The following is a 21,877-nucleotide window of genomic DNA, read 5'->3' on the forward strand; positions in this document are numbered from 1 at the left end:
GCCGATCCGGAAGTAGGTAAGCAAGCAGGTCAGCGCACGGCCGCGCCAGCCGGGATGCCGTCGAGCACGACGGCGCACGCCGACGGCTCCAGCGTGCCCCCGGAGACCGACCGCACGGCCTCGAGCGCCCTCGCCCGACCGAGGTTGAACCCGAGCCAGTCGTCGGCCGGCTGCGAGCTGTCCCCATCTCGAAGGCAGCGTGCCAGGTCGGGCGGCAGCCCGGCGACGATCGCCGGGGTGGCATCATCGCTCAGGCTGCGCAGGTAGGTCGTGTCGAGCTGCCCACTGGCGTGGTAGCGGTCGATGTTGTGCTGGGCGACCCAGGCCTCGGGGCTGACCAGGCCGCCGACGAGCACGAACACGGCTCCTGCGAGCAGCACGGCCCGCGGCAGCCACGACCATGACAGCCGCGCGGTGGCGACGAGCACGAGCACGACGAGCAGGCCCAGCCACAGCTCGACGGCATCGACGAGCACACGCAGCACGGTGAACCCGTAGGCCTGCTGGTAGAGGTCCATCCGGTGCAGGGCCGACGCGACGACGACGAGGGTGAGCCCGCCCAGCACTCCGATCGCGCAGCGCAGCAGCGTGCGGTCGTGCGCTGTCTGCTGGGGGGCCTTGCGCACCGCCAGGGCCACGGCCGCCAGGGTGAGCACCGTGGCGAAGGTCAGCTGCCCGAACCCCTGGTGGACGTAGTCGGCGTAGCCGAGCCCGGTGCTGCGCTGCACGAAGTCGTGGCCTCCGAAGAGTGCGGCCGCCTGCGCGACGACGAAACCGACGAAGAGGGCGATGACGAGCGCCATCGGCACCAGCCACTCATAGACGGAGCCGACCGAGCGTGCGACCGGAAGGGTGATGCGGTCGACCTTCGGCGGGTTGACGGCGAGGTAGCACACCGCCAGCAAAGACCCACCGATGACGAAACCGACGAAGGTGCGGAAGACGAGACCGTCGAAGTCGACGGCAGGAACCAGTGACTGGGCCCACGAGCCGAAGATCGCGTCACCGGACGCGAAAAGGCCACCGAACACGACGACGGCGACGAGCGAGACCGCCACGGTGCGCAGCACCGGCCAGAGAACCGTCGCCTTGCTGGTCTCCGAGAGGGTGCGGCCGAGCATTGGGAGCCCTCGCACGGCCGAGAGAGGCCAGGCCGCCAGCCCACTCACGAGGCCCAGGCAGCTGCGAGCACCCGTCAGGGCGGTCGTCGTGAGCACGATCCCGACAGCGATGGCGAGCACGCTGACCCACTGGGCCGCCCTCACGACCGTCAACGACGCGAGGGCCACGCACAGCACAGCGCTGACACCCGTCCACAGGCTGCGACGGCGCACCGAGCTGCGCAGCACCACTGCGCCGCCGACGAGCAGCACGGTGAACAGCGCCAGCCCGACGTCACGGCCGGGCAGCACGACGGCGGCCAGCGCCCCGACCCCGGTGCAGGTCATCACCAGGCGGGTCTTCGTGGCGAGACCGGCCTCCGGCCACAGGTCGCCGAAGAGCGCGTCGACGAAAGACCGGGGCGGTGCGACCGGCTGAGCCGCTGGCGAGGTCGGGGTGACGGAGGCGATGGGCACGAAGTTCTCCAGGTTCGGACGGTGGGTCTGGGCGTGGGTCTGGGCGTGGGTCTGGGCTCCGACCGGGTCTCGCGGCAGCACCGCTCGAAGCCGGGCGCCGGTCTCGCCCGGTCGGGGTGGCTCGGCGCTGATCGAGCCGCCGTGCAGCTCACACACCCAGCTGGCGATGGCCAGGCCGATGCCGGTGCCGCCACCGGCGTCGTCTCCGGAGCCGAACCGGTGGAAGATCCGTTCCGCGTGCCGCCGTGGGATGCCGGGCCCGTCGTCGGTCACCTCGAGGCTCCAGCGGTCGGGGCCCTCCCCCGCAGCGGTCACGTGCACGGCGCTCCCCGGCGGGCAGTGCCGTGCCGCGTTGTCGAGCAGGTTGGCGAGCACCTGGTCGAGCCGAGCGGCATCCGCCACGACCCGGAGGTCGGGAGGCGAGACCGACACGACGTGGGTGACCGCCCGAGAGCCCAGGGCCGCCTCCGCCACGGCGCGCTCGATGAGCCCGAGCACGTTGAGGGGGGCGAGGTCGAGGCGGATCTGGCCGCCGTCGAGACGGCTGAGGTCGAGCAGGTCACCCACGAGGGCGCCGAGGCGTTCGGCCTGGGCCAGTGCCGAACGGAGCACGGCGTCGTCAGGGCTCACGACACCGTCGACGAGGTTCTCGAGCAGCGCCTGCTGTGCGGCGAGCGGGGTGCGCAGCTCGTGCGACACGGTAGCCACGAGCTCGCGACGTTGCCGGTCGGCATCGGCCAGGTCGGCGGCCATGGTGTTGAAGGCCGCCGCCAGCTGTCCGACCTCGTCGGCGGAGGTGGCCGTGACTCTGCGGGAGTAGTCTCCCGTCGCCATCCGGCTGGCCGCGTCGGTCATCTCTCGCAGCGGTGAGGTCAGTCCGCGAGCCAGCCACTGGGCGACACCCAGTGCGGCCGAGACGGTGACCGGAACGGTCAGCCAGATCGGCACCGACGCGGCCGCGCCGATCTGCACGACGACCGCGGCAACCATGATGCTGGTGCCTACGAGGAGCGCCAGCTTCGCCTTGATCGAGCGGATGCCGTCGAGGGGCCGGTCGAGGTGCTCGACCCCGGCCATCATCGGCCGCCGGCCTCGAGGGCGTAGCCCACCCCGTGCACCGTGCGCACCCGGTGTGCGCCGATCTTGGAACGGAGCGCCTTCACGTGGCTGTCGAGGGTGCGGGTGCCACCGGCGTCGGCCCAGCCCCAGACCTCACGCATCAGCTGGTCGCGGCCCTGCACTTTTCCCGGCTTGTCGGCGAGGGCCAGCAGCAGGTCGAACTCGAGCGGCGTGAGGTGAACGGGGTCACCGGCGACGACCACCCGGTGCGCGCCGCGGTCGATCTCGATCTCACCCACCGAGAGCGGCGCCGGCAGTGGCCCCGGCAGGGCGGTCGCCAGCTCGCGGGCCCGATCAACGCGACGCAGCAGGGCCCGCACCCTGGCCACGACCTCCCGCATCCGGAACGGCTTGGTCAGGTAGTCGTCGGCTCCGACCCCGAGGCCGACCAGCACGTCGGTCTCGTCGTCGCGGGCCGTCAGCATGAGCACCGGTACGGGACGCTCGGCGTGGATGCGCCGACAGACCTCGAGCCCGTCGAAACCCGGGAGCATCACGTCGAGCACGACGAGGTCGATGTACCGCTCACCGTGGGCTTCGACCGCGCCCGGGCCGTCGAAGGCCTGCACCACCGTAAAGCCTTCTGATACCAGGCGATCGGTGACGGCCTGGTTGATGGTCGGATCGTCCTCGACGACGAGCACCGTGGCCCGGTCAGGGCCCCGACCGCTGGTCTCGTTGTGCTCCTGGCTCATGACCCGAGCCTAGAAGCGGGGAGCAGGAGACCGTGCGCGCGACGTCTGGAGATCGTGTGAAGACTCTGGTGACCGGGCCGGCGATCGTTGCCGGCCTCGCCCTGCCTATCGTGAAGGGATGCGCAACTGGCTGACGAAGCTCTTCTGGGTGCTGGTGGCCGTCTACTTCGCCCTCGTGGTTTGGTCGGCGTTCGCACTGCCCGATCGGGTGCCGATGCACTGGAGCGGAGCCGCCGGACCTGACGAGTGGGGCAGCCGCACGGCGGCCGTCATCATGCTCACCGGACTCGGGCTCATCATGGTCGCGATCTTCGGCACCCTGCTGGTCGCCATCCCCCGCAGCCGGTCGCTGACCTGGGTCAACCTTCCCCACAAGGCCTACTGGCAGCGCCCCGAGAACCTGCCTCGAGCGGTAGACCGGGTGGCCACCGACCTGGCCGTCATCGGCGCCCTGACGATGGCCATGATCTGCGCGGTACCGGTCGCCATTGTCGCGGCGACGAGTCGGCCGGACGCGTCACTGCCCGGCTGGGCACTGGCCGTCATCATCGGCTGGCTGGTGCTGCTGACCGGCTACCTCGTCTGGATGGTCGCGGTGCGCTGGCGGGTGCCACGCGACGCGTGAGACCCCGCTCCGACCGGGTCACCGTCGTGGTCCTGCTCCGAAGATGACGGATGCCGCCCACCCCAGTGGGGTGAGCGGCATCCGTTCTGGTGCATGGTGGTGCGGCGGTGCTGGTGAGCCTGGTTCAGCGCCTCACTGGCCGACGCGGAAGCGCGCGAAGGCGGTGGCCTTCGTTCCCGCCTCCTCGAGTACCTTGCCGACGCTCTTCTTGGCGTCCTTGGCGAACGGCTGCTCGAGCAGCACGTTCTCCTTGAAGAAGCCGTTGACCCGACCCTCGATGATCCTCGGAAGGGCGGCCTCGGGCTTGCCCTCCTCCTTGGCGGTGGCCTCGGCGATGCGGCGCTCGCTCGCGACCGTCTCGGCGTCGACCTCCTCGCGGGTCAGCACCGTGGGCGTGAACGCGGCGATGTGCATCGCCACGTCGCGGCCCACGGCCTCGTCACCGTGCACGGCGACGAGCACACCGATCTGCGCAGGCAGGTCGGGGCTGGTCTTGTGCAGGTACGACACGACCTTCTCGCCCTCGAGGCGAGCCACCCGGCGCACCTCGATCTTCTCGCCGATGGTGGCGTTGGCCTCGTCGAGCAGCTCCTTGACGGTCTTGCCGTCTTCGAGCGTGCTCGCGAGCAGCTCGTCGACGCTCGCGGCACCGACCGCGACCGCCTGCGTGAGCACCTGGTCAGCCAGGGCGATGAACTTCTCGCCCTTGGCCACGAAGTCGGTCTCGCAGTTGATCTCCACGAGGGTGCCGACGCCGTCGGTGGCCGAGGCCGCGACGAGCCCGTTGGAGGCCGAGCGGTCGCCGCGCTTGGCCACGCCCTTCTGGCCCTTGATGCGCAGGATCTCGATGGCCTTGACTCGGTCGCCGTCGGCCTCGTCGAGGGCCTTCTTGACGTCCATCATGCCGGCGCCGGTGTCTGCGCGCAGTGCCTTGATGTCAGCGGCGGTGTAGTTCGCCATACTCTCTATCGCTCTTTTCGTTCGATGTGAGTGGTGGGGCTCAGGCCTGTTCGGTGACCGCAGCAGGAGCCTCGGTGGCCTCCGGGGCCGCCTCGGGAGCCTCGGTGACCGCAGCAGGAGCCTCGGTGGACTCGGGAGCCTCGGTGGTCTCGGCCGGCTGGTCGATCGCGATCTCGGCGGCGACCTCGGGGGTCGGCGTCTCGACGGGAGCCTCGGCGGCAGCGGCGTCCGCCTCGGCCGGGGCCTCGGCGGCAGGCGCCTCGGCGGTCTCGACCGTGGCCGCGGGGGCGTCCGCGTCGGCGTAGAGCTCACGCTCCCACTCGGCGAGGGGCTCCTCAGCGGTTGCCTCGGCACCCGACTTGCCCGACGAGCGCTGCATGATGCCCTCAGCGACGGCGTCGGCGACCACGCGGGTCAGCAGGGCGACCGAACGGATCGCGTCGTCGTTGCCCGGGATCTTGTAGTCGACCTCGTCGGGGTCGCAGTTGGTGTCGAGGATCGCGATGACCGGCAGTCCGAGCTTGCGCGCCTCGTCGACCGCGAGGTGCTCCTTCTTGGTGTCGACGATCCAGACGGCCGAGGGGACCTTGGCCATCGTGCGGATGCCGCCGAGGGTCTTCTGGAGCTTGATCATCTCGCGCTTGAAGATGAGCATCTCCTTCTTCGTGAAGCCGGAGCCGGCCACATCGTCGAAGTCGAGCTCTTCGAGCTCCTTCAGGCGCGTCAGGCGCTTGGAGATCGTCTGGAAGTTGGTGAGCATGCCACCGAGCCAACGGTGGTTGACGTACGGCATGCCGACGCGGGTCGCCTGCTCGGCGATCGGCTCCTGGGCCTGCTTCTTGGTGCCGACGAAAAGGATGGTGCCGCCGTGGGCGACGGTCTCCTTGACGAACTCGTAGGCGTTGTTGATGTAGGTCAACGACTGCTGCAGGTCGATGATGTAGATGCCGTTGCGCTCGGTCATGATGAAGCGCTTCATCTTGGGGTTCCAGCGACGGGTCTGGTGCCCGAAGTGGACGCCGCTCTCGAGGAGCTGGCGCATGGTGACTACGGCCATGCCGTGTTCTCCCTTGGGTAGGTTGTTGTCAGTTGTCAGCGCGGCAGTGGCCCCGCTCCTGGCGCCTGACGCACCCCGCCCGGGCCTCGCGCGACGCGAGGACCAGGACTGCCGTGGTGCGTCCCGACCGGTGCCAGGTGAGACCGGAGTCAGACCTGGCGTTGATCAGCAGAAGACGCGCGAATTTGGTCTCGAGCGACAAGCACTCGTGACCGCCTCTCATCGTACGGCCAGACCCGGGTTACGGAGAAATCGTCAGGACCGGCCACAATGACCACCATGCCGACCGAGTCGACCACGTGGGTGGGGATGCTGCCCGCTTTCGTCGTGCTGACGGTGGTGGCCTTCCTGCCCGGCTGGCTCGTGGTGCGGGCCCTCGGCTCGCGCGGCCTCGAGGCCCTGGCGGTCTCCCCCGCCGTCTCGGCGGGGCTCATCGCCACCGCCGCGACGGTGGTGCAACGGTTCGGGGTGCGTTGGGGGTGGCTACCGCTGCTGTTGTCGACGGCCCTTGTGGCGGGGGCCGCGTACGTGCTCTCGATCGGCATCAGTCGGCTCGTGGAACGGCGCACCGGTCGCGCCCGCGCCCGCCTCGAGCACTCCCGGCGCCTGTTCGGCCGGCCGCGGCCCGACGCGGTCGTCGCCATCGCCATCGGTGTCGTCATCGCCCTGGTGACGATCGTGCCCACCCTCGGGAGCCCTGAAGAGCTGGTCGACTCGCCGGATGCGGTCTACCACCTCGACCGCATCCGTCTCTTTCTCGACACCGGCAACTTCTCGATCGCCAACAACACCTTCTATCCCAACGGGTTCCACGCCTGGGTCGCCACCGGCCTGCAGTCCGGGCTCGCCGACGTGCTGCCCGGCACCAACGTCGCGACGATCGTTCTGGCCGCCGTCGTCTGGCCGGTCGGCTGTGTCGCGCTGGTGCGGCACGCCCTCGGCACCTCCCGACTGGTGACCTACGCCGCGGGGTTCTCCTCCGCAGCCCTGGTCGCGTTCCCGACCCTGCTGCTCGGCTGGGGGGTGCTGTGGCCGAACCTCATGGGCACGGCACTGACTCCGGGCGTGCTCGCGCTCATGCTGCAGGCGGCGCGCTCCAGGCAGGTGGGTCAGTGGTTGGGCTTCGCCGCGAGCCTGCCCGGACTCGCGCTGGTGCAACCGAACGCGTTCGTCGCGATCGGGGTGTTCGCCCTCGCCTGGCTCGGGGCGGCGAGGCTGCGAGCGGGGGTACTGCGGCACGCCAGCTGGCGCCGGGTCGGGCTCGACCTCAGCCTCGTGACGGTGGTGCTGGCGGTGGGTCTCTACGTCGCCCCGGCCATCTCGGCCCGCCTCGCCTCGACGCAGTCGTACGTGTGGAAGGACCGGGTCAGCGTGTGGACGGCGCTCGTCGAGGTCATCGGCGGGCAGCTGCTGACCGGCAGCGTGCTGTGGGGGCCGGTCATCCTGCTGCCGGTCGGCATCTTCTGGATCGTGCGGCGGGCCCGGGCCGCGATCCCCGTTCTGGCCATGTGGCTGGCCGCCGTCGTGCTCTACCTCATCGCCGCGTCGTCCACGGCGTCGTGGACCTCGCTCATCACGGGCTACTGGTACAACGACAAGGTGCGGCTGGCCTCGCTGGCGGCCGTTCCCGGCGTCGTCATCGTGGCCGCGGCCGCGCCGGCGATCCGTTCGGCCATCGGCCCCGTGCTGCGCCGGCTCCCTCCGCCGGGTCGGAAGCCGCCGGCGGCGGGGGTGGTGGCCTTGCTCGTCATCCCGCTGCTCACCATCGGGTGGGGCTACGGCGTACGCCACGACACGCTGGTCGGCTTCTACCGCCCTGCCGACCCCACGCACGTGATCCTCAGCGAGCAGGGGCAGCGTGACCTGGCCGCCTTGGCCGCGCTCATTCCGCCCGGTGAGGGCGTGGTCGGCCGGCCCGAGAACGGCTCACCCCTGATGTTCGCGCTGTTCGGCACCGACACCCTCTACCGGTCGATCCCGATCCCGACCACGGGCGACGAGATTCTCATCGGCACCGGCTTCGACCGGCTGAGCACCCGCCCCGACGTGTGCGCGGCCCTGGCGCGTCACCACATCACGTGGGCCATCGACTCCACCCACGTCTACTGGCTCGACCGGCCCGAGCGGTCGTCAGGGTTGTTCGACCTCGCGAACGTCGACGGGGTCAAGGCGGTCAAGACCGTCGGCGCCTACACGCTGTTCAGGATCACCGGCTGCCCCTGACCCGTGGCTGCGCCGGCTGGCTAGTCTCGATGCCATGAGCTCGCCGCTGATCACCCGCATGCAGCCGTTCGGCACGACGATCTTCGCGGAGATGTCGGCGCTCGCCGGTCGCACCGGCGCGATCAACCTCGGGCAGGGTTTTCCCGACACCGACGGCCCGCAGGAGATGCTGGATGCCGCCAAGGCCGCGATCGACGGCGGTCGCAACCAGTACCCGCCCGGCGCCGGCGTTCCCGAGCTGCTCGAGGCCATCGCGGCGCACCAGGAGCGCTTCTACGGCATCCGGCTCGACCCGGCATCCCAGGTGCTCGTGACCTGCGGCGCCACGGAGGCGATCGCCTCCGTGGTGCTCGCCCTCTGCGAACCCGGCGACCAGGTGGTCACCTTCGAGCCCTACTACGACTCGTACGCGGCCACCATCGCCCTCGCCGGAGCGACCCGACGCACCTCGGTGCTTCGCTTTCCCGACTTCGCGGTCGACGAGGCCTCTCTCCGGGCCGCCTTCTCGGCTCGCACCCGGCTCGTGCTGCTCAACACCCCACACAACCCGACCGGCAAGGTCTTCACTCGCGACGAGCTCGAGCTGGTGGCCTCGCTGGCCCGCGAGCACGACGCTTGGGTCGTCACCGACGAGGTCTACGAACACCTGCTCTTCGACGGCGCACGACACATTCCCGTCGCCACCCTGCCCGACATGGCGGGTCGCACCATCACGATCAGCTCGGCCGGCAAGACGTTCTCGGCCACGGGGTGGAAGGTCGGCTGGCTGACGGGCCCGCAGGAGGCGGTCGCCGCGGCCCGCACCGTCAAGCAGTTCCTCACCTTCGTGGCCTCGGGGCCTTTCCAACCCGCTGCGGCCGTCGCGCTGGGCCTCGATGACGCGTTCTACGAGGGGCTGCAGAGCTCGATGCAGCGAAAGCGCGACCTGCTCTGCACCGCGCTCCAGGGCCTCGGTCTGCAGGTCTCGCGCCCGCAGGGCACCTACTTCGTCGTCGCGGATGCCGCCCCGCTCGGCGCCGTCGACGGGCTCGAGTTCGCCCGCCGCCTGCCCGAGATCGCCGGGGTGGTGGGGGTGCCGGTGTCGGTCTTCCACGACGACGCCGACGCGGCGCGCACCCTCATCCGGTTCGCCTTCTGCAAGAAGGACGAGGTGCTGCAGGAGGCGAGCCGCCGCCTCGCAGCGGCGGGGACGCACGCCGGCTGAACAGGTCGAGCTCAGCTCAGCTCAGTTCCGTTCAGTTCAGTTCAGTTCAGTTCAGTTCAGTTCAAGGGCAGCAGCACCACCGGCCGGTGGGCGAGCAACGACAGCGGGTCGAGGTAGGTGCGCACTCGCAGCACCCCCCAGTGCAGACAGCGGGCCGGTGCGCAGTGGCCGGCCCCGCTCGACACCCGCGCCACCGGCTGGCCCGGCACCACGCGCTGCCCCACCGCGAGGCCGGCCTCGACGGGTTCGAAGGTCGACCGCAACCCGTTCGGATGGGTCACCACGACCACCCCACGACCCGCCAGCGGCCCCGAGAACGTGACCTGGCCCGACGTCGGGGCGAGCACCGGCTGACCAGCCGTCGCCTGCAGGTCGACGCCCCGATGCCCTGGAAGCCAAGGCCGGTCGGGAGGGTCGAAGCCACGCTCGACCTCGGGCTGTGGGGCGAGCGGCCACTGCCATTCCGCAGACGGGGACCCTTGGCGCGCCAGCCCGGGTGTCGGCGCCGCCGAGATGCCGGCGCTGCCTGCAAGGACCGACAGCACCGTGCCGAGCACCGCGGCCGCAACTGACTCTCCGATCGCCATGCCTCCATCGTGGGCAGCCCCCTGAGGTACAGCCAGAGGCCCGTCTGCTGTTGTGGACAGACCGCGGACCCGCCGGGGGCTGTGGACGAGCGTCGCAGATGCGGTCAGATGCGGTCAGATGCGGTCAGGCGCGGGGGTGCGCCTGCTCGTAGCTGGCGCGCAGCCGGTCGACCGAGACGTGGGTGTAGATCTGGGTCGTGGCCAGGCTCGCGTGGCCGAGCAGCTCCTGCACCATGCGCAGGTCGGCGCCACCGTCGAGCAGGTGGGTCGCGGCGCTGTGGCGCAGCCCGTGCGGGCCCAGATCGGGCGCGTCGGGCAGATGGGAGAGCAGCTCGTGCACCACCACACGCACCTGTCGGGCGTCGACCCGGCGACCTCGTCGACCGAGGAAGAGGGCGTGGCCGGAGCCGGAGATGACCAGTCTGGGCCGCACGTCGAGCCAGTCCTGCAGAGCCACTGATGCCGGAATCCCGAACGGCACGATCCGTTCCTTCGAGCCCTTGCCCATCACCCGAACGAGGCGTTCGCTCAGATCGAGGTCGTCGATGTCGAGCCCCACCAGCTCACCGACCCGGATGCCGCTGGCGTAGAGCAGCTCGAGCACCGCTCGGTCGCGTACGTGCACCGGGTCGTCGTCGTCGGCGCGCACGGCGGCGACGTCGAGCAGACGGCTCGCCTCGTCGTGCCTCAGCACACCGGGCAGGCTGCTCCCCCGTTTGGGGGCCACCAGCCGGACCGCGGGGTTCTGCCGAATCCGATCGGTGTGCTCGGCCCAGCCGAGAAAGGTTCGGGCCGCGGCTGCGCGGCGGGCGATGGTCGCCCGGGACGCCTGGGCGTCAGCCTGCTCGCCCAACCAGGCGCGCAGGTCGGAAAGGCCCAGCTGGTCGAGGTCGGCCACCCCTCGACGTGCGGCGTACGACAGCAGATGGCGGACGTCACCGAGGTAGGCGCGCTGGGTGTGCTCAGAGCGCCCCCGTTCGGCGCCGAGGTAGCGCGCGAAGGCTTCGAGGATGTCGCTCTCACCGGCCAGGCCCGCACGACCACTCGCGCCGGCGCTCGGGGGACTCGCATTCTCGGGCCGTGCCATGACTCCACTGTGACCCACGGGCGTCGACGACGAGGCCACGACCCGCCGCCTGCGGGTTCTCGACCCCCGCGGTTTCTCGACCTCCGCGGTTTACCGACCTCAGCGGCGCGAGGGCCGTCCCCGCCGCCAGGTGCCCGAGTCGGCCTCGACCAGACCGCTCGACTCGAGGCGGGCCAGGCACCCCCTGACCACCAGGGGCCCCAGGGTGGTGACGCGGGCGATGGTGTCGAGGTCGACCGGTCGGCGGAAGGGGATGGCGTCGAACACGGCCAGGTCGTTGATCGGCAGCGTGTCGGTGACCAGTGACATTCCCCGGAGGGGCTCGCAGGCATCGACGCCGAGGTCACCGACCAGGTCGACCACCTCCTCGGCGCTCGTGACGAGCACGGCTCGGCCACTGCGGATCTCCTCGTGACAACCGGCCGACAGCATCGAGGTGACCGGGCCGGGCACGGCCCCGACGGGCCGCATGAGGTCGCTGGCGTGGCCGACCGTGTTGCGGGAGCCGGAGCGCAGGTCGGCCTCGACCACGACCGTGCCCCTGGTCATGGCGGCGATGAGCCGGTTGCGGTGCAGGAAGCGGGACTTCATCGGGGCGCTGCCCGGTGCCACCTCGGAGGCGATCGCCCCGCTCGCCGCTATCCGGGCCAGCAGGGGGCCGTTGGCCGCCGGGTAGACGCGGTCGACACCGCCGGCGAGCACGGCCACGGTCGAGCCGTCGACGGCCAGCGCCCCACGGTGGGCGGCCGCGTCGATACCGAAGGCCGCCCCGGACACGACGGTCCATCCGCGTGAGACCAGGCTAGCCGAGAGCTCGGAGGCCAGCTGTTCACCGTAGGCCGTGGCCGTGCGCGAGCCCACCACGGCCACCGAACGGCGCGCGGCTGCCCCCAACGAGAGGGGCCCCCTCACCCACAGGCACCACGGCGGTATGGCGAGGTCGTCGAGACCGACCGGCCATTCGTCGTCACCGGCGATCACGAGACGAGCCCCCACCCGTGCCGCGATCTCGAGGTCGCGGTCGGTGTTCAGGGTGCGCACCCGCGCGGCGAACCGAGCCAGGCTGCCGTGGCCGGCGCAGAGTCGAGACACCGTCTCGGCCGCCCCCACCTGCCCGAGCAGCTGGTGCACCACCAGGTCGCGGGGTTCGGCCAGACGGGAGAGGGCGGCCCGGGCTCGCCGTTCGTCGCTCACGCTGCTGCCCCGGAGTGGTGGCGAAGCGACAGGGCGAGATCGACCTCGTCGCGCCCTGGACGTTGTCGGCCTGCGAGGTCGGCGATGGTCCAGGCGACCCGCAGGCTGCGGTCATAGCCGCGCAGGCTGATTCCGCCACGTTCGAGTGACCGGTCGAGCGTGGCCGTCTCTGACGCCGGTAGACGAAAGCGAGTCGATCGCAGCAACGAGCCGGAGGCATCGCAGTTGGCTGGTCGCCCGGCCGCGACGACCGGGCGCCAGCGTTCGTGCTGGACCCCTCGGGCGGAGGCCACCCGGGCGGCCACGACATCGCTGGTCTCACCGGGAGGTTGACCGGCCATCGAGAGCCCGGGCGGCTGCACGTGCACCTGGAGGTCGACGCGGTCGAGCAACGGGCCCGACAGCTTGCCGAAGTAGGTGCGGCGCATGAGCGGCGAACACGTGCAGTCGAGCCCCCTACCCCAGCCGTTGCCGCACGGGCAGGGGTTCGCCGCGAGCACCAGCTGGAACCGGGCCGGGAAGGTGACGGTCTCGTTGGCTCTCGCGATCGACACCGTGCCCCGTTCGAGGGGGGTACGCAGGGCCTGCAGCACCCCCTTGTCGAACTCGGGAGTCTCATCGAGGAAAAGCACGCCGCGGTGGGCCGAGGTGATGGCTCCGGGCCGGATGTGGCTGCTTCCCCCACCGATGACCGCGGCCATCGACGCCCCGTGGTGCGGGGCCACGAACGGTGGGCGAACGATGAGGCGCACGTCGTCACCGAGGGCGCCGAGCACCGAGTGGATGGCGGTGACCTCCATCGACTCGGCCTCACCCAACGCGGGCAACAGGCCGGGCAGCCGCTCGGCGAGCATCGTCTTGCCCGCCCCGGGCGGGCCGGCAAGCAGCAGGTGGTGACCACCCGCCGCGGCGATCTCGAGCGCCAGCTTGGCCTCTGACTGGCCGAGCACCTCCGAGAGGCATGACCACGCCCGCGCGGGCTCGGGTGCGACCGGCGGCACGTCCACCGGATCGACCTCCTGGTGCCGCGCCAACCGCCGGTACCGCGCCACGAGCTCGCCGACGTGACCCACCGGATGCACCCGGATGCCGGAGACGAGGTGCGCCTCGGCAGCGTTGCCGACCGGCACGACGGCATGACGGGCACCGGCCTGCGCGGCGGCGTGAACGGCAGGGAGCACCCCCGGCACCGCCCGCACCGAGCCGTCGAGCCCCAGCTCCCCCAGGTGCACGACGTCGCGCACCACCTGCTGCGGCACCTTGCCCATCGCCACCGCGACCGCGACGAACATCGCGAGGTCGAACCCGGCCCCCACCTTTCGCACCCCGGCGGGCGAGAGGTTGACCGTCACCCGACGCTGACCCACCGGCATCTCGTCGATGACGTTGGCGGCCGCGCGGATGCGCCCCGGTGACTGCGCCACCGCTGAGTCGCCGAGACCGCCGATGACGAACCCCGGCAGCCCGGAGGCCACGTGCGCCTCCGCCTCGACGACGAAGCCGGTCACCCCGCGCAACCCCACCGACAGCGTGCGCCCGAGCCCGCTCATTCGACACCCCGCAGGTGAGCCACGGTGACCGGGCTCGCAGCCCCGCGCAGGATCGACACGACGTCGATGCGCAGGTCACCGATCGACCGTGGCTGCCCGGGCCAGCGCACTCTGCCCGCCCGCTCGTCGACCCAGAGCCCGGCCAGCATTCTCAGCCGGCGCAGCTTCTGGCGCCCGACCGCTTCGAACGGCATCCCGAAGGTGTCGCTCGAGCGGGTCTTCACCTCGCACACCACCAGGGCCCGGCCCTCGACCGCGACGATGTCGATCTCACCGCGAACGCAGCGCCAGTTGCGGTCGACGACCACGAAGCCGTGGTCGGTCAGGTAGCGGGTCGCCAGGCGTTCTCCGTAGGCCCCGAGCTCGCGGGTCGTCGTGATCTGCATGGAAGCCACCATGGTCGCCGTCGGGGACCGACGACAGGCCGGTCCAGACACCTGTGGACGAGCGTGCGACGCGCGTGGAGGTGTGGACGACGGGTCGGTCTGCTAGAGGTTGAGCCGAGCCACCGTGGCCAGATGGTCGCTGCGACCGGCGATGATCGAGCGGCGTTCGGTGAACGTCACCCCTCGGCCGAGCACATGGTCGAGCGCCAGCAGGGGCAGGGTCGTCGGCCACGTGACCGCGGGCCCGCCAGAGCTCAGGTTCGGCTCGTGCAGCAGGCTGGCCAGGTCGGTGAACGCGCGGTCGGTCGGCACGGTGTTGAGGTCACCGATCACCAGCACGCGTGACGCATCGTCGGTCTGCACCTCGCTGGTCAAAGCGGACAGCATGCGGTCGCGGTTGTCATGGGCCCCCAGCCGGGCGGAGTCGGCGTGCACGACGTAGACCGCCACCGGGCCCGAGGGCGTGTCGACGACCGCCCGCAGCGCCCGGCTCCAACCCAGCCCGAGGTCGAGCGCGGTCGCCTTCTCGATGGGGTACTGGCTGAACAGGCCCACGGTTCCGGCCGTGAAGCGGTGCGGGTGGCTCGCGGCCAGTGCCGCGCCGGCCTCCTCGCGAGAGGTCCCGTCGAGCTCCTGCAGCCCGATGACCTGCGCCCCGGTCGCGGCGAGGGTGGCCGCGGACTCCCCGGCCGTGCCCGTCCCCGCCGCCACGTTCTGGCTCGCCACCGTCAGCGAGCCGGTGCCCGCGGCGGCATCCGGTGCGCTCCAGTCGAGCGGCACCCAGGTCGGCCCGACGACCAGGGCCCACGCGACCAGCGGCACCAGGGCTGCGGCTGCGCCGCCGTGGCTGCGTCGTCGCAGGGCCCACAGCAGCAGCAGGGGAACGCCGAGCCCGGCGAAGACGAGCGTCGTCTCGACGAGAAAGCCGAGCTCGCCCGGCAGGCGTCGATGGCCCAGCAGCACGCCGGTCAAGAGCAGGGCGCCGGCTGCCACGGGGAGGGCAGACCGGCGACGACGTCCGGCTTGGTGGTCGGCTCCGTGGTCGTCCACCGTCGCGTCACCACCCGGAGGCTGAGAACCCGTCGCGGTCGTCATGAGTGCGAACGGGTCGGATCTGGTGCAGTGACAACGCGTGGCGGGCGCGGACCGTTCACCCTCAGGCGAAGTCGCCACCGTCGGGAAGCTTGATGTCGGGCTTGGGCAGCTCTTCGACGTTGACGTCCTTGAAGGTCACCACGCGCACGTTCTTGACGAACCGGGCCGGCCGGTAGATGTCCCACACCCAGGCGTCGGCCATCGTCACATCGAAGAACACCTCGCCACCGTCGCTGCGCACCTTCATCTCGACCGAGTTGGCCAGGTAGAAGCGCCGCTCCGTCTCGACCACGTGGCTGAAGAGCCCGACGACGTCGCGGTACTCCTTGTAGAGCTGCAGCTCCATCTCGGTCTCGTACTTCTCGAGATCTTCCGAACTCACGTGATCGCCGTTCCTGTCTGCTCCGAGGCGGTGGGCCCGAACGCCTGCACCATCTCATCATCTCCCGCGCGGTGCGTCACGCCGGCGGCGCCGTCGGTGGTCTCCAGCGCACCTCGGATGCCGGTCTGCCCGGGCAGCCGCCACGACCTCCGGTGCAGCTCGCAGGGCCCCAGGCGCGCGATCGCGTCCATGTGCTCCGGTGCGGCGTAGCCCTTGTTGAACCCCCAGCCGTAGTCGGGGTGCTGGGCGCCGAGCAGCACCATCAGGTCGTCGCGCTCGACCTTGGCCAGCACGCTCGCGGCCGCCACCGACGAGCATTTGAGGTCGGCTTTGACCATCGTTGTCACGGGGGGTACCCGTCGCGGGGCGGTCGCTTTTGCGGTGAACGCGAACAACCCGACCTCGGTCGGGGGCGTCAGCCAGTCGTGGTTGCCGTCGAGGATGACGAGATCGGGCACGACATCGAGTGAGTCCAGGGCTCGCGTTCCCGCCAGGCGCAGGGCGATCATGATGCCGAACTCGTCGATCTCGTCAGGGCTTGCGTGCCCGACCGCATGGGCGAGCGCCCAGTGGCGCAGGCGCGGTACGAGCGCGGTACGGGCCCGTTCGGTGAGCAGCTTGGAGTCCTTGACCCCCGCCGGCGCCGAACGCACCGACTCGTCGATGACGACGACGCCGACGCTGACGGGGCCGGCGAGCGCACCACGCCCAACCTCGTCCATTCCGGCAAGCAGGCGGTGGCCGTCGCGCTGGAGGGCACGTTCCACCCGCAGCGACGGCTTGTTCGAGGGCCGCCGTCGCGTCATGGCCGTTGTGGGGCGGGCCACGACGCGGGGGTCAGCCGGCCTTGGCCGGGGTCGTCGCCTTGACCGGAGCGGTGTTGGTGGCCTTCTTGGGGCCGGGCGTCGCCGGGGACTCGGTGCCGGCGGGGCTCGGCGTCGGGACCTGCTCGAACGTGCGCTCCGGCACCCCCAACCAGGTGACGTGGTCGATCGGCCAGACGATGAACAGGGCACGGCCGACGATCTTGTCGATCGGCACCGAACCGTCGACTCCGCCGGTGTCACCGTCGTGGAAGCGGCTGTCGGCGGAGTCGGAGCGGTGGTCTCCCATCACCCAGACCTTGCCCGTCGGCACCACGATGTTGAAGGGCTTGCCCTCGCTCGGAGCGTCGCCGGGCTTGATGTAGGGCTCGGTGATCTCGACCCCGTTCACCTTGATCTTGCCGGTGGTGCCGTCGGCCTGCACGCGGTCGCCCGGCAGTCCGATGACGCGCTTGATCAGGTGGTTCTCGGAGTCCTCGGGCAGCAGTCCGACGAACACGAGCGCGTCGTGGAACGGCCCACCCACGGTGGAGGGCGTGTCGCTCAGCCCCGCCAGCCAGGGGGTGGGCGTGCCGGGGTCCTCGAAGACGACGACGTCGCCGCGGCGCAGGTCGAACGGTCCGGGCGTCAGCTTGCTGACGATGACCCGGTCGTCGCGCACGAGCGTGTTCTCCATCGATCCCGACGGTATGTAGAAGGCCTGGAACAGCCAGGTCTTGACGACGAACGAGAGGGCCATGGCGAGCACGATGACGATGACGAGCTCGCGGACGCCGGCCAGCAGGCTGCCGAAGAAGCCGCGGCGGCGCTCCTCGACCTCTTCGCCGCCCAGGGGGTCGCCGCCAGAAGGTGGCGCCGCCTGGCGCGCCCGCTCGGTGGCCTGCTGCTCCCGTCGCTCCTGCTCCTCCCGAGAGTCGCGTCGCACGGCCTCCTGCCGGGCCCGCCACGCAGTGGCGTCTTCAGGAGCCCCGGTGTTCTGCGACATTCACTCACCGTTCCGTGTGGTTCGTCAGGGTTTTCGAGCTGGTCAGCGGGCTGGGACCGCAGCGGGGCTCTGGTCTGGCGAACCGAGCCGATCGAGCGGCCAGTATCGCACCCAAACCTTGCCGATGACGTCGTCTCCGGGCAGCGTGCCGCCCCCCGGGTCACCGAGATGTGAACGGGAGTCAGCCGAGTCACCACGGTTGTCACCCATCACCCAGAACCGGTCAGGGGCGAGGGTGACGTCGAAGCGCGTCAGGCTGGGTTCTTGACCTGGCTTGAGGTAGGGCTCGTCAAGGGGGGTTCCGTTGACCTCGAGACGCCCATCGGCCGCGCAGCACCGCACACGGTCTCCGGGCAGGCCGATCAGGCGCTTGACGTAGTCGGTCTCCTGGCCTTGACCGACGAGGCTCTCGACGGCTCCCACCAGCGACCCGAGCACGCCCCGGTCGACCGTCTTCAGGTGAAAGGCCCGAGTGGCGTCGAACACGATGATGTCGCCGCGCTGCAGATCCGCCGGGTCGGTGGTGCGGGTGACGAGGATGCGGTCACCCACGAGCAGGGTGTTCTCCATCGACCCACTGGGGATCGCGAAGGGGGTCACCACGAAGCCGCGCACCACGATGACGAGCAGCAGCAGCACCGCGGGGCCGACGAGCCATCGCAGTCGATGGCCGCGCCCCTGTGCGGCGGGGCCGCGCGCGCCCGTCCGCTCGTCAGGCTGCACGGCATCCGGCCCGGTCATGGCATCGGGCCCACCCGACGGCACACGGCCGTCGGGCAGGCCCGGCGAAGATGGTGGCGACGCGGACGTCAGCGGGGCTTGCTCGCGGTCTTGACCGGAACGTTGTCGCGCTTCTCGCGGATCTTGGCCGCCTTGCCGCGCAGACCACGCAGGTAGTAGAGCTTCGCGCGACGCACGTCGCCCCGAGAGACCAGCTCGATGTGGTCGATGATCGGGGTGTGGAGCGGGAAGGTGCGCTCGACGCCGACCCCGAAGGAGATCTTGCGAACGGTGAAGGTCTCACCGACCCCGCCGCCGTGGCGACGGATGACGACGCCCTGGAAGACCTGGACGCGGGAGCGGGTGCCCTCGACGACCTTGACGTGCACCTTGACGGTGTCGCCGGCGCGGAAGTCGGGAATGTCGGAACGCAGCGACGCCGCGTTCAGCTCGTCAAAGGTATGCATGGCTGCTTCACTTTCCTGGGCACCACAGGTCACCCGTAGGGTCATGTCCGTCAGGGACGCGTCCGCCCCGGCCGCGTGGACCACCCGACGGATGCCGCCCTGAGGCGCTCCCGTGCAGTGGCCCGACTCCCCCTGTGGCAGGGGCCGTCGATGACCGGACGCAAGGGGTCAGTCTGCCAGAGCCGCGGGGATACCAGAAATCGACCCGGCCCCGAACCCTGAAGGGCCCTAACGTGGGATCTCGTGGACATCACCCCCGGGCTGCCCGTCGCCATCTGCCTCGTCATCCTGATCGGCGTCACCGTGACCGCAAACCGGGTGGCCGGGATCGGGCTCGGGCGAGCCGCCGCCGTGGCCGGCCTCCGGGCCATTCTGCAGCTGGGCCTCGCAGGGCTCGTCATCACGGCGGTCGTGGGCTCCATCTGGTGGTCGCTGCTCGCGGTGACCGCCATGTTCGCGGTGGCGGTGCTCACGACGGCCCGGCGCGTCGAGGCCCCTCGGTCGTGGCCGTGGGCGGCCCTGGCCATGGCGTGCGGGGTGCTGCCCGTCATGGGCATCGTGCTCGCGACGCGCACCATCCCCTTCACCGGGATCGCCCTGATCCCCGTGGCCGGAATCGTGCTGGGCAACACCATGACGGCACACACGTTGGTGGGCCGACGGGTCTTCGCCGCCCTGCGCGAAGAGCGCGGCCAGTACGAGGCGGGCCTCTCCATCGGTCTGACCGCCGACCAGTCCATCGACGAGGTGATCGCCCGGCGGGTGCCAGAAGGGCTCATCCCCAACATCGACCAGGTGCGCACCGCGGGGGTCGTCACCCTGCCCGGCGCCTTCATCGGCGTCATGCTGGGTGGCGGCACCGCCGTGCAGGCGGCGACCGCCCAGGTGCTGGTGCTCTTCGCGATCATGGCCACGCAGTCGGTCACCGCCGGTGTACAGGCCAGGCTGATCCGGGCTCGGAGACTGCTGCCTGACGACCTGAGGGTCACCCTCGTTTCGTGATCATCACCGGGCGGAGGTCACTGCCGGTCGTCACTGCTGGTAGCCCCTGCCACCCAACCCGCCGTCACCAGAGGGGCCGTAGCGGTTTCGCTCACGCTGCTGTTCCAGGGTGGTGACGAGGTCACACCGTCGACAGACGATGACGTCCTCGCGCTCCCGGCGCTCCTTGGCCCACCGGTGGCCGTTCAGCTCGCAGATCAGCCGCTTGAGGTTCATGGCCTCCTCCGTCCGGGTGGGCACAGAACCGAACCGCTGCCTGCGCGGGCGGGCACCCAACCCCTGCCGCCAGTCTCCTCCCGACCGGTCGTGAGCACCAGAGACCGTACGGTCAGCGGCGACGCTTGACGAGGTCGGCCACGCCCGGGACAGCTGGTTCACCGGCCGCCGGGCGGTACCCGGCCCGCTTGTACATCCGCAGGTTGCGCCCCGACTTCGCTCCGGTGTTGAGGGTGAACCGGCGGATGCCGTCGGGTGCCGTCGACTCGGCGAAGGCGAGCAGGTGGCGGCCGAGGCCGCGACCCTGCTGGTCGGGAGCCACGCAGAGCCGACCGATGTAGAAGCTGTCTCCGCGCTGCTCGGTGCGCACCGACCCGATGAGCCGGCCGGCGCGTCGGGCCACCCAGGTCGTGGTGGTCTCGAGACTGGCCCGGAGCACGTCGATCGACTCGTGCAGGGCCGGGATCTCGAGCGTGTCGCCCTCGATGGCCTCCTGCACCCAGCAGGCTCGCACCAGCGTGAGCAGCTCGGGCACGTCACCGGGGGTGGCCGCCCGCAGCTCGACGTCGGCATCACCCAGCGAGGGGTGGAGCAGGTCGGGCCGGCGGGCGGCGGTGCGGGCGAGACGCTGCTCGTGCCGCCAGGTCGCGATGGCGGCGTGGTTGCCCGAGAGCAGCACCTCGGGCACCGCACGGCCGTTCCACGGGTCGGGCTTGGTGTAGAGGGGGTACTCGAGCAGGCCGTCCTCGTGCGACTCCTCCACGAGCGACGCAGCGTTGCCGATGACGCCGGGCACGAGGCGGGCGATGGCCTCGACCATCGCGAGCACCGCCACCTCTCCCCCGTTCAGCACGTAGTCACCGAGACTGACGACCGACACCTCGAGGCCGAGCTCGTCGCGGGCGTGCTCGTACACCCGTTCGTCGATGCCCTCGTACCGGCCGCAGGCGAAGGCCAGCCACGGCTGCACCGCTAGCCGGCGGGCCATGGCCTGGGTGAACGGCATCCCGCCCGGGCCCGGCACGACAAGGTGGGGCTTGCTCCCCGAGTCGCCCTGCGCCAGAACGGCATCCAGCGCCTCTGCCCACGGCTGGGCCTTCATCACCATGCCGGCACCGCCGCCGTACGGGGTGTCGTCGACCGTGCGGTGACGGTCGTGGGTGAAGTCGCGCAGGTCGTGCACCGCGAGGTCGAGCAGGCCGTCGGCCCGCGCCTTGCCAATGAGCGAGAGGTCGAGCGGACGCAGGTAGTCGGGAAAGATCGAGACGACGTCGACCCTCATTCGAGACCCTCGCGGTAGAGGTCGTAGAGGCCGGCGGGCGGGTCGACGACGACGTGGTCGCCGGTGACCGTCGGCACGAACTGGCGCACGAAGGGCACGTACGCGGTCACTCCGTCGGTGAGCGTGAGCACGAGCCGGTCCTGGGCGCCACCGATGTCGAGGCCAGAGACGGTACCGACCACGACGCCACCCGGGTCTCGGGCCTCAAGGCCGATCAGGTCGTCCTCGTAGAAGGCGTCCTCGTCAACCTCGTCCGGCTCGGTGGCGAGCGCCGACGCGAGCAGTCGAGTGCCGCGCAGCCCCTCGGCGCCGGTGCGGTCGGGCACCTCCTCGAAGGCCAGCAGCCAGACGCCGTTGTGCACCCGGGTCGACCGTACGGTCAGCTGACGTGGCACGCCTGACCCCGGAGCCGCCTCGGTGTCGATGACCTGCCCGTCGGGAAAACGACGTTCCGGCTCGTCGGTGTGCAGCTGCACGGTCACCTCGCCGTACAGCCCGTGCGGTTTGCCGATGCGGGCGATCATCAGCTGCTTGGCGCTCATGAGCGCGATTCTTGCAGGCACCCCGTCACCGCGAGAGGGTGGGCGCGCCGGGCCTGGTGAAGGTCCGGGTCGCCCACCCTCTGGTGGTGCGGTGTTCA

The 21,877-nt window shown here is 70.9% G+C and carries 22 protein-coding genes; 4 read left to right on the forward strand and 18 right to left on the reverse strand.

Going from position 1 to position 21,877, the window contains the following annotated elements; translation table 11 throughout:
• Positions 1-29: 29 nt before the first annotated feature.
• Both BA895_RS10270 and BA895_RS10275 read right to left on the reverse strand, forming a co-directional pair.
• Entirely contained in the window at positions 30-2,657 is a 2,628-nt protein-coding gene (locus BA895_RS10270) for a DUF4153 domain-containing protein (protein WP_254666410.1), read from the reverse strand.
• Positions 2,654-3,391, reverse strand: coding sequence for a response regulator transcription factor (locus BA895_RS10275; RefSeq protein ID WP_070191782.1), 738 nt, complete (start codon positions 3,389-3,391; stop codon positions 2,654-2,656). Before BA895_RS10275 ends, BA895_RS10270 begins: the two co-directional genes overlap by 4 nt.
• Before the next feature lie 118 nt (positions 3,392-3,509).
• Between BA895_RS10275 and BA895_RS10280 the strand changes: the two genes are divergently transcribed.
• Positions 3,510-4,016 (forward strand): DUF1648 domain-containing protein, encoded by a 507-nt coding sequence (locus BA895_RS10280; RefSeq protein WP_070191783.1) that lies wholly within the window; start codon positions 3,510-3,512, stop codon positions 4,014-4,016.
• 132 nt (positions 4,017-4,148) lie between these two features.
• Here BA895_RS10280 and tsf read toward each other — a convergent pair whose 3' ends face one another.
• Both tsf and rpsB read right to left on the reverse strand, forming a co-directional pair.
• The gene (gene tsf, locus BA895_RS10285; RefSeq protein WP_070191784.1) at positions 4,149-4,976 is read right to left on the reverse strand and encodes a translation elongation factor Ts; all 828 of its coding nucleotides are present in this window, start codon (positions 4,974-4,976) and stop codon (positions 4,149-4,151) included.
• A 40-nt stretch (positions 4,977-5,016) separates the two neighbouring features.
• Positions 5,017-6,033, reverse strand: a complete 1,017-nt coding sequence (gene rpsB, locus BA895_RS10290) for a 30S ribosomal protein S2 (RefSeq protein WP_070191785.1) — start codon at positions 6,031-6,033, stop codon at positions 5,017-5,019.
• 279 nt (positions 6,034-6,312) lie between these two features.
• Between rpsB and BA895_RS10295 the strand changes: the two genes are divergently transcribed.
• Positions 6,313-8,256 carry a DUF6541 family protein gene (locus BA895_RS10295; RefSeq protein ID WP_070191999.1) on the forward strand — a complete coding sequence of 648 codons (1,944 nt, stop codon included), beginning with the start codon at positions 6,313-6,315 and terminating at the stop codon, positions 8,254-8,256.
• A gap of 34 nt (positions 8,257-8,290) precedes the next feature.
• The gene (locus BA895_RS10300) at positions 8,291-9,460 is read left to right on the forward strand and encodes a pyridoxal phosphate-dependent aminotransferase (protein ID WP_070191786.1); all 1,170 of its coding nucleotides are present in this window, start codon (positions 8,291-8,293) and stop codon (positions 9,458-9,460) included.
• Positions 9,461-9,516: 56 nt separating this feature from the next.
• On the opposite strand, the gene BA895_RS10305 is transcribed toward BA895_RS10300, so the two are convergent.
• The 11 genes from BA895_RS10305 to rplS form a co-directional block, all read right to left on the reverse strand.
• Positions 9,517-10,047 carry a M23 family metallopeptidase gene (locus tag BA895_RS10305; protein ID WP_070191787.1) on the reverse strand — a complete coding sequence of 177 codons (531 nt, stop codon included), beginning with the start codon at positions 10,045-10,047 and terminating at the stop codon, positions 9,517-9,519.
• A gap of 124 nt (positions 10,048-10,171) precedes the next feature.
• The gene (locus tag BA895_RS10310) at positions 10,172-11,134 is read right to left on the reverse strand and encodes a tyrosine recombinase XerC (RefSeq protein ID WP_083283193.1); all 963 of its coding nucleotides are present in this window, start codon (positions 11,132-11,134) and stop codon (positions 10,172-10,174) included.
• A gap of 99 nt (positions 11,135-11,233) precedes the next feature.
• The gene (dprA, locus tag BA895_RS10315) at positions 11,234-12,328 is read right to left on the reverse strand and encodes a DNA-processing protein DprA (RefSeq protein ID WP_070191788.1); all 1,095 of its coding nucleotides are present in this window, start codon (positions 12,326-12,328) and stop codon (positions 11,234-11,236) included.
• Positions 12,325-13,878 carry a YifB family Mg chelatase-like AAA ATPase gene (locus BA895_RS10320; protein WP_070191789.1) on the reverse strand — a complete coding sequence of 518 codons (1,554 nt, stop codon included), beginning with the start codon at positions 13,876-13,878 and terminating at the stop codon, positions 12,325-12,327. The genes dprA and BA895_RS10320 overlap by 4 nt, the downstream gene beginning before the upstream one ends.
• The gene (locus BA895_RS10325; protein WP_070192001.1) at positions 13,875-14,264 is read right to left on the reverse strand and encodes a YraN family protein; all 390 of its coding nucleotides are present in this window, start codon (positions 14,262-14,264) and stop codon (positions 13,875-13,877) included. The genes BA895_RS10320 and BA895_RS10325 overlap by 4 nt, the downstream gene beginning before the upstream one ends.
• A 102-nt stretch (positions 14,265-14,366) precedes the next feature.
• Positions 14,367-15,359: an endonuclease/exonuclease/phosphatase family protein gene (locus tag BA895_RS10330; RefSeq protein WP_083283195.1), complete on the reverse strand. Its 993-nt coding sequence runs from the start codon at positions 15,357-15,359 to the stop codon at positions 14,367-14,369.
• A gap of 61 nt (positions 15,360-15,420) precedes the next feature.
• On the reverse strand, positions 15,421-15,741 hold the full coding sequence (locus tag BA895_RS10335; RefSeq protein WP_070191790.1) for a DUF2469 domain-containing protein: 321 nt from the start codon (positions 15,739-15,741) through the stop codon (positions 15,421-15,423).
• On the reverse strand, positions 15,738-16,547 hold the full coding sequence (locus BA895_RS10340) for a ribonuclease HII (RefSeq protein ID WP_070191791.1): 810 nt from the start codon (positions 16,545-16,547) through the stop codon (positions 15,738-15,740). The genes BA895_RS10335 and BA895_RS10340 overlap by 4 nt, the downstream gene beginning before the upstream one ends.
• A gap of 31 nt (positions 16,548-16,578) precedes the next feature.
• Positions 16,579-17,550: a signal peptidase I gene (lepB, locus tag BA895_RS10345; RefSeq protein ID WP_083283196.1), complete on the reverse strand. Its 972-nt coding sequence runs from the start codon at positions 17,548-17,550 to the stop codon at positions 16,579-16,581.
• A gap of 42 nt (positions 17,551-17,592) precedes the next feature.
• On the reverse strand, positions 17,593-18,291 hold the full coding sequence (gene lepB / locus BA895_RS10350) for a signal peptidase I (protein ID WP_070191792.1): 699 nt from the start codon (positions 18,289-18,291) through the stop codon (positions 17,593-17,595).
• 68 nt (positions 18,292-18,359) lie between these two features.
• Positions 18,360-18,737: a 50S ribosomal protein L19 gene (gene rplS, locus BA895_RS10355; protein ID WP_070191793.1), complete on the reverse strand. Its 378-nt coding sequence runs from the start codon at positions 18,735-18,737 to the stop codon at positions 18,360-18,362.
• Between the two features lie 243 nt (positions 18,738-18,980).
• On the opposite strand from rplS, the gene BA895_RS10360 reads away from it, so the two are divergent.
• Positions 18,981-19,739, forward strand: a complete 759-nt coding sequence (locus BA895_RS10360; protein ID WP_070191794.1) for an ABC transporter permease — start codon at positions 18,981-18,983, stop codon at positions 19,737-19,739.
• Positions 19,740-19,769: 30 nt separating this feature from the next.
• Here the strand turns inward: BA895_RS10360 and BA895_RS10365 are convergent, their stop codons facing one another.
• From BA895_RS10365 to rimM, 3 genes are all read right to left on the reverse strand, one after another.
• Positions 19,770-19,955, reverse strand: a complete 186-nt coding sequence (locus BA895_RS10365) for a DUF1660 family phage protein (protein WP_070191795.1) — start codon at positions 19,953-19,955, stop codon at positions 19,770-19,772.
• Positions 19,956-20,067: 112 nt separating this feature from the next.
• Complete coding sequence (trmD, locus tag BA895_RS10370; protein WP_070191796.1) at positions 20,068-21,237, reverse strand: tRNA (guanosine(37)-N1)-methyltransferase TrmD; 1,170 nt, start codon at positions 21,235-21,237, stop codon at positions 20,068-20,070.
• Positions 21,234-21,779 (reverse strand): ribosome maturation factor RimM, encoded by a 546-nt coding sequence (gene rimM / locus BA895_RS10375; RefSeq protein ID WP_070191797.1) that lies wholly within the window; start codon positions 21,777-21,779, stop codon positions 21,234-21,236. Before rimM ends, trmD begins: the two co-directional genes overlap by 4 nt.
• Between the last annotated feature and the right edge of the window lie 98 nt (positions 21,780-21,877).

This window comes from Humibacillus sp. DSM 29435 (assembly GCF_001758225.1).
GTDB lineage: Bacteria > Actinomycetota > Actinomycetes > Actinomycetales > Dermatophilaceae > DSM-29435.

Coding starts and splice junctions, on each gene's coding strand:
- BA895_RS10270 (WP_254666410.1), bottom strand. CDS start 2,657: ATGATGGCCGGGGTCGAGCACCTCGACCGGCCCCTCGACGGCATCCGC.
- BA895_RS10320 (WP_070191789.1), bottom strand. CDS start 13,878: ATGAGCGGGCTCGGGCGCACGCTGTCGGTGGGGTTGCGCGGGGTGACC.
- BA895_RS10330 (WP_083283195.1), bottom strand. CDS start 15,359: ATGACGACCGCGACGGGTTCTCAGCCTCCGGGTGGTGACGCGACGGTG.
- BA895_RS10310 (WP_083283193.1), bottom strand. CDS start 11,134: ATGGCACGGCCCGAGAATGCGAGTCCCCCGAGCGCCGGCGCGAGTGGT.
- BA895_RS10325 (WP_070192001.1), bottom strand. CDS start 14,264: ATGCAGATCACGACGACCCGCGAGCTCGGGGCCTACGGAGAACGCCTG.
- rplS (WP_070191793.1), bottom strand. CDS start 18,737: ATGCATACCTTTGACGAGCTGAACGCGGCGTCGCTGCGTTCCGACATT.
- BA895_RS10275 (WP_070191782.1), bottom strand. CDS start 3,391: ATGAGCCAGGAGCACAACGAGACCAGCGGTCGGGGCCCTGACCGGGCC.
- BA895_RS10300 (WP_070191786.1), top strand. CDS start 8,291: ATGAGCTCGCCGCTGATCACCCGCATGCAGCCGTTCGGCACGACGATC.
- tsf (WP_070191784.1), bottom strand. CDS start 4,976: ATGGCGAACTACACCGCCGCTGACATCAAGGCACTGCGCGCAGACACC.
- BA895_RS10340 (WP_070191791.1), bottom strand. CDS start 16,547: ATGACGCGACGGCGGCCCTCGAACAAGCCGTCGCTGCGGGTGGAACGT.
- BA895_RS10365 (WP_070191795.1), bottom strand. CDS start 19,955: ATGAACCTCAAGCGGCTGATCTGCGAGCTGAACGGCCACCGGTGGGCC.
- rpsB (WP_070191785.1), bottom strand. CDS start 6,033: ATGGCCGTAGTCACCATGCGCCAGCTCCTCGAGAGCGGCGTCCACTTC.
- BA895_RS10295 (WP_070191999.1), top strand. CDS start 6,313: ATGCCGACCGAGTCGACCACGTGGGTGGGGATGCTGCCCGCTTTCGTC.
- BA895_RS10305 (WP_070191787.1), bottom strand. CDS start 10,047: ATGGCGATCGGAGAGTCAGTTGCGGCCGCGGTGCTCGGCACGGTGCTG.
- BA895_RS10280 (WP_070191783.1), top strand. CDS start 3,510: ATGCGCAACTGGCTGACGAAGCTCTTCTGGGTGCTGGTGGCCGTCTAC.
- rimM (WP_070191797.1), bottom strand. CDS start 21,779: ATGAGCGCCAAGCAGCTGATGATCGCCCGCATCGGCAAACCGCACGGG.
- lepB (WP_070191792.1), bottom strand. CDS start 18,291: ATGACCGGGCCGGATGCCGTGCAGCCTGACGAGCGGACGGGCGCGCGC.
- lepB (WP_083283196.1), bottom strand. CDS start 17,550: ATGTCGCAGAACACCGGGGCTCCTGAAGACGCCACTGCGTGGCGGGCC.
- trmD (WP_070191796.1), bottom strand. CDS start 21,237: ATGAGGGTCGACGTCGTCTCGATCTTTCCCGACTACCTGCGTCCGCTC.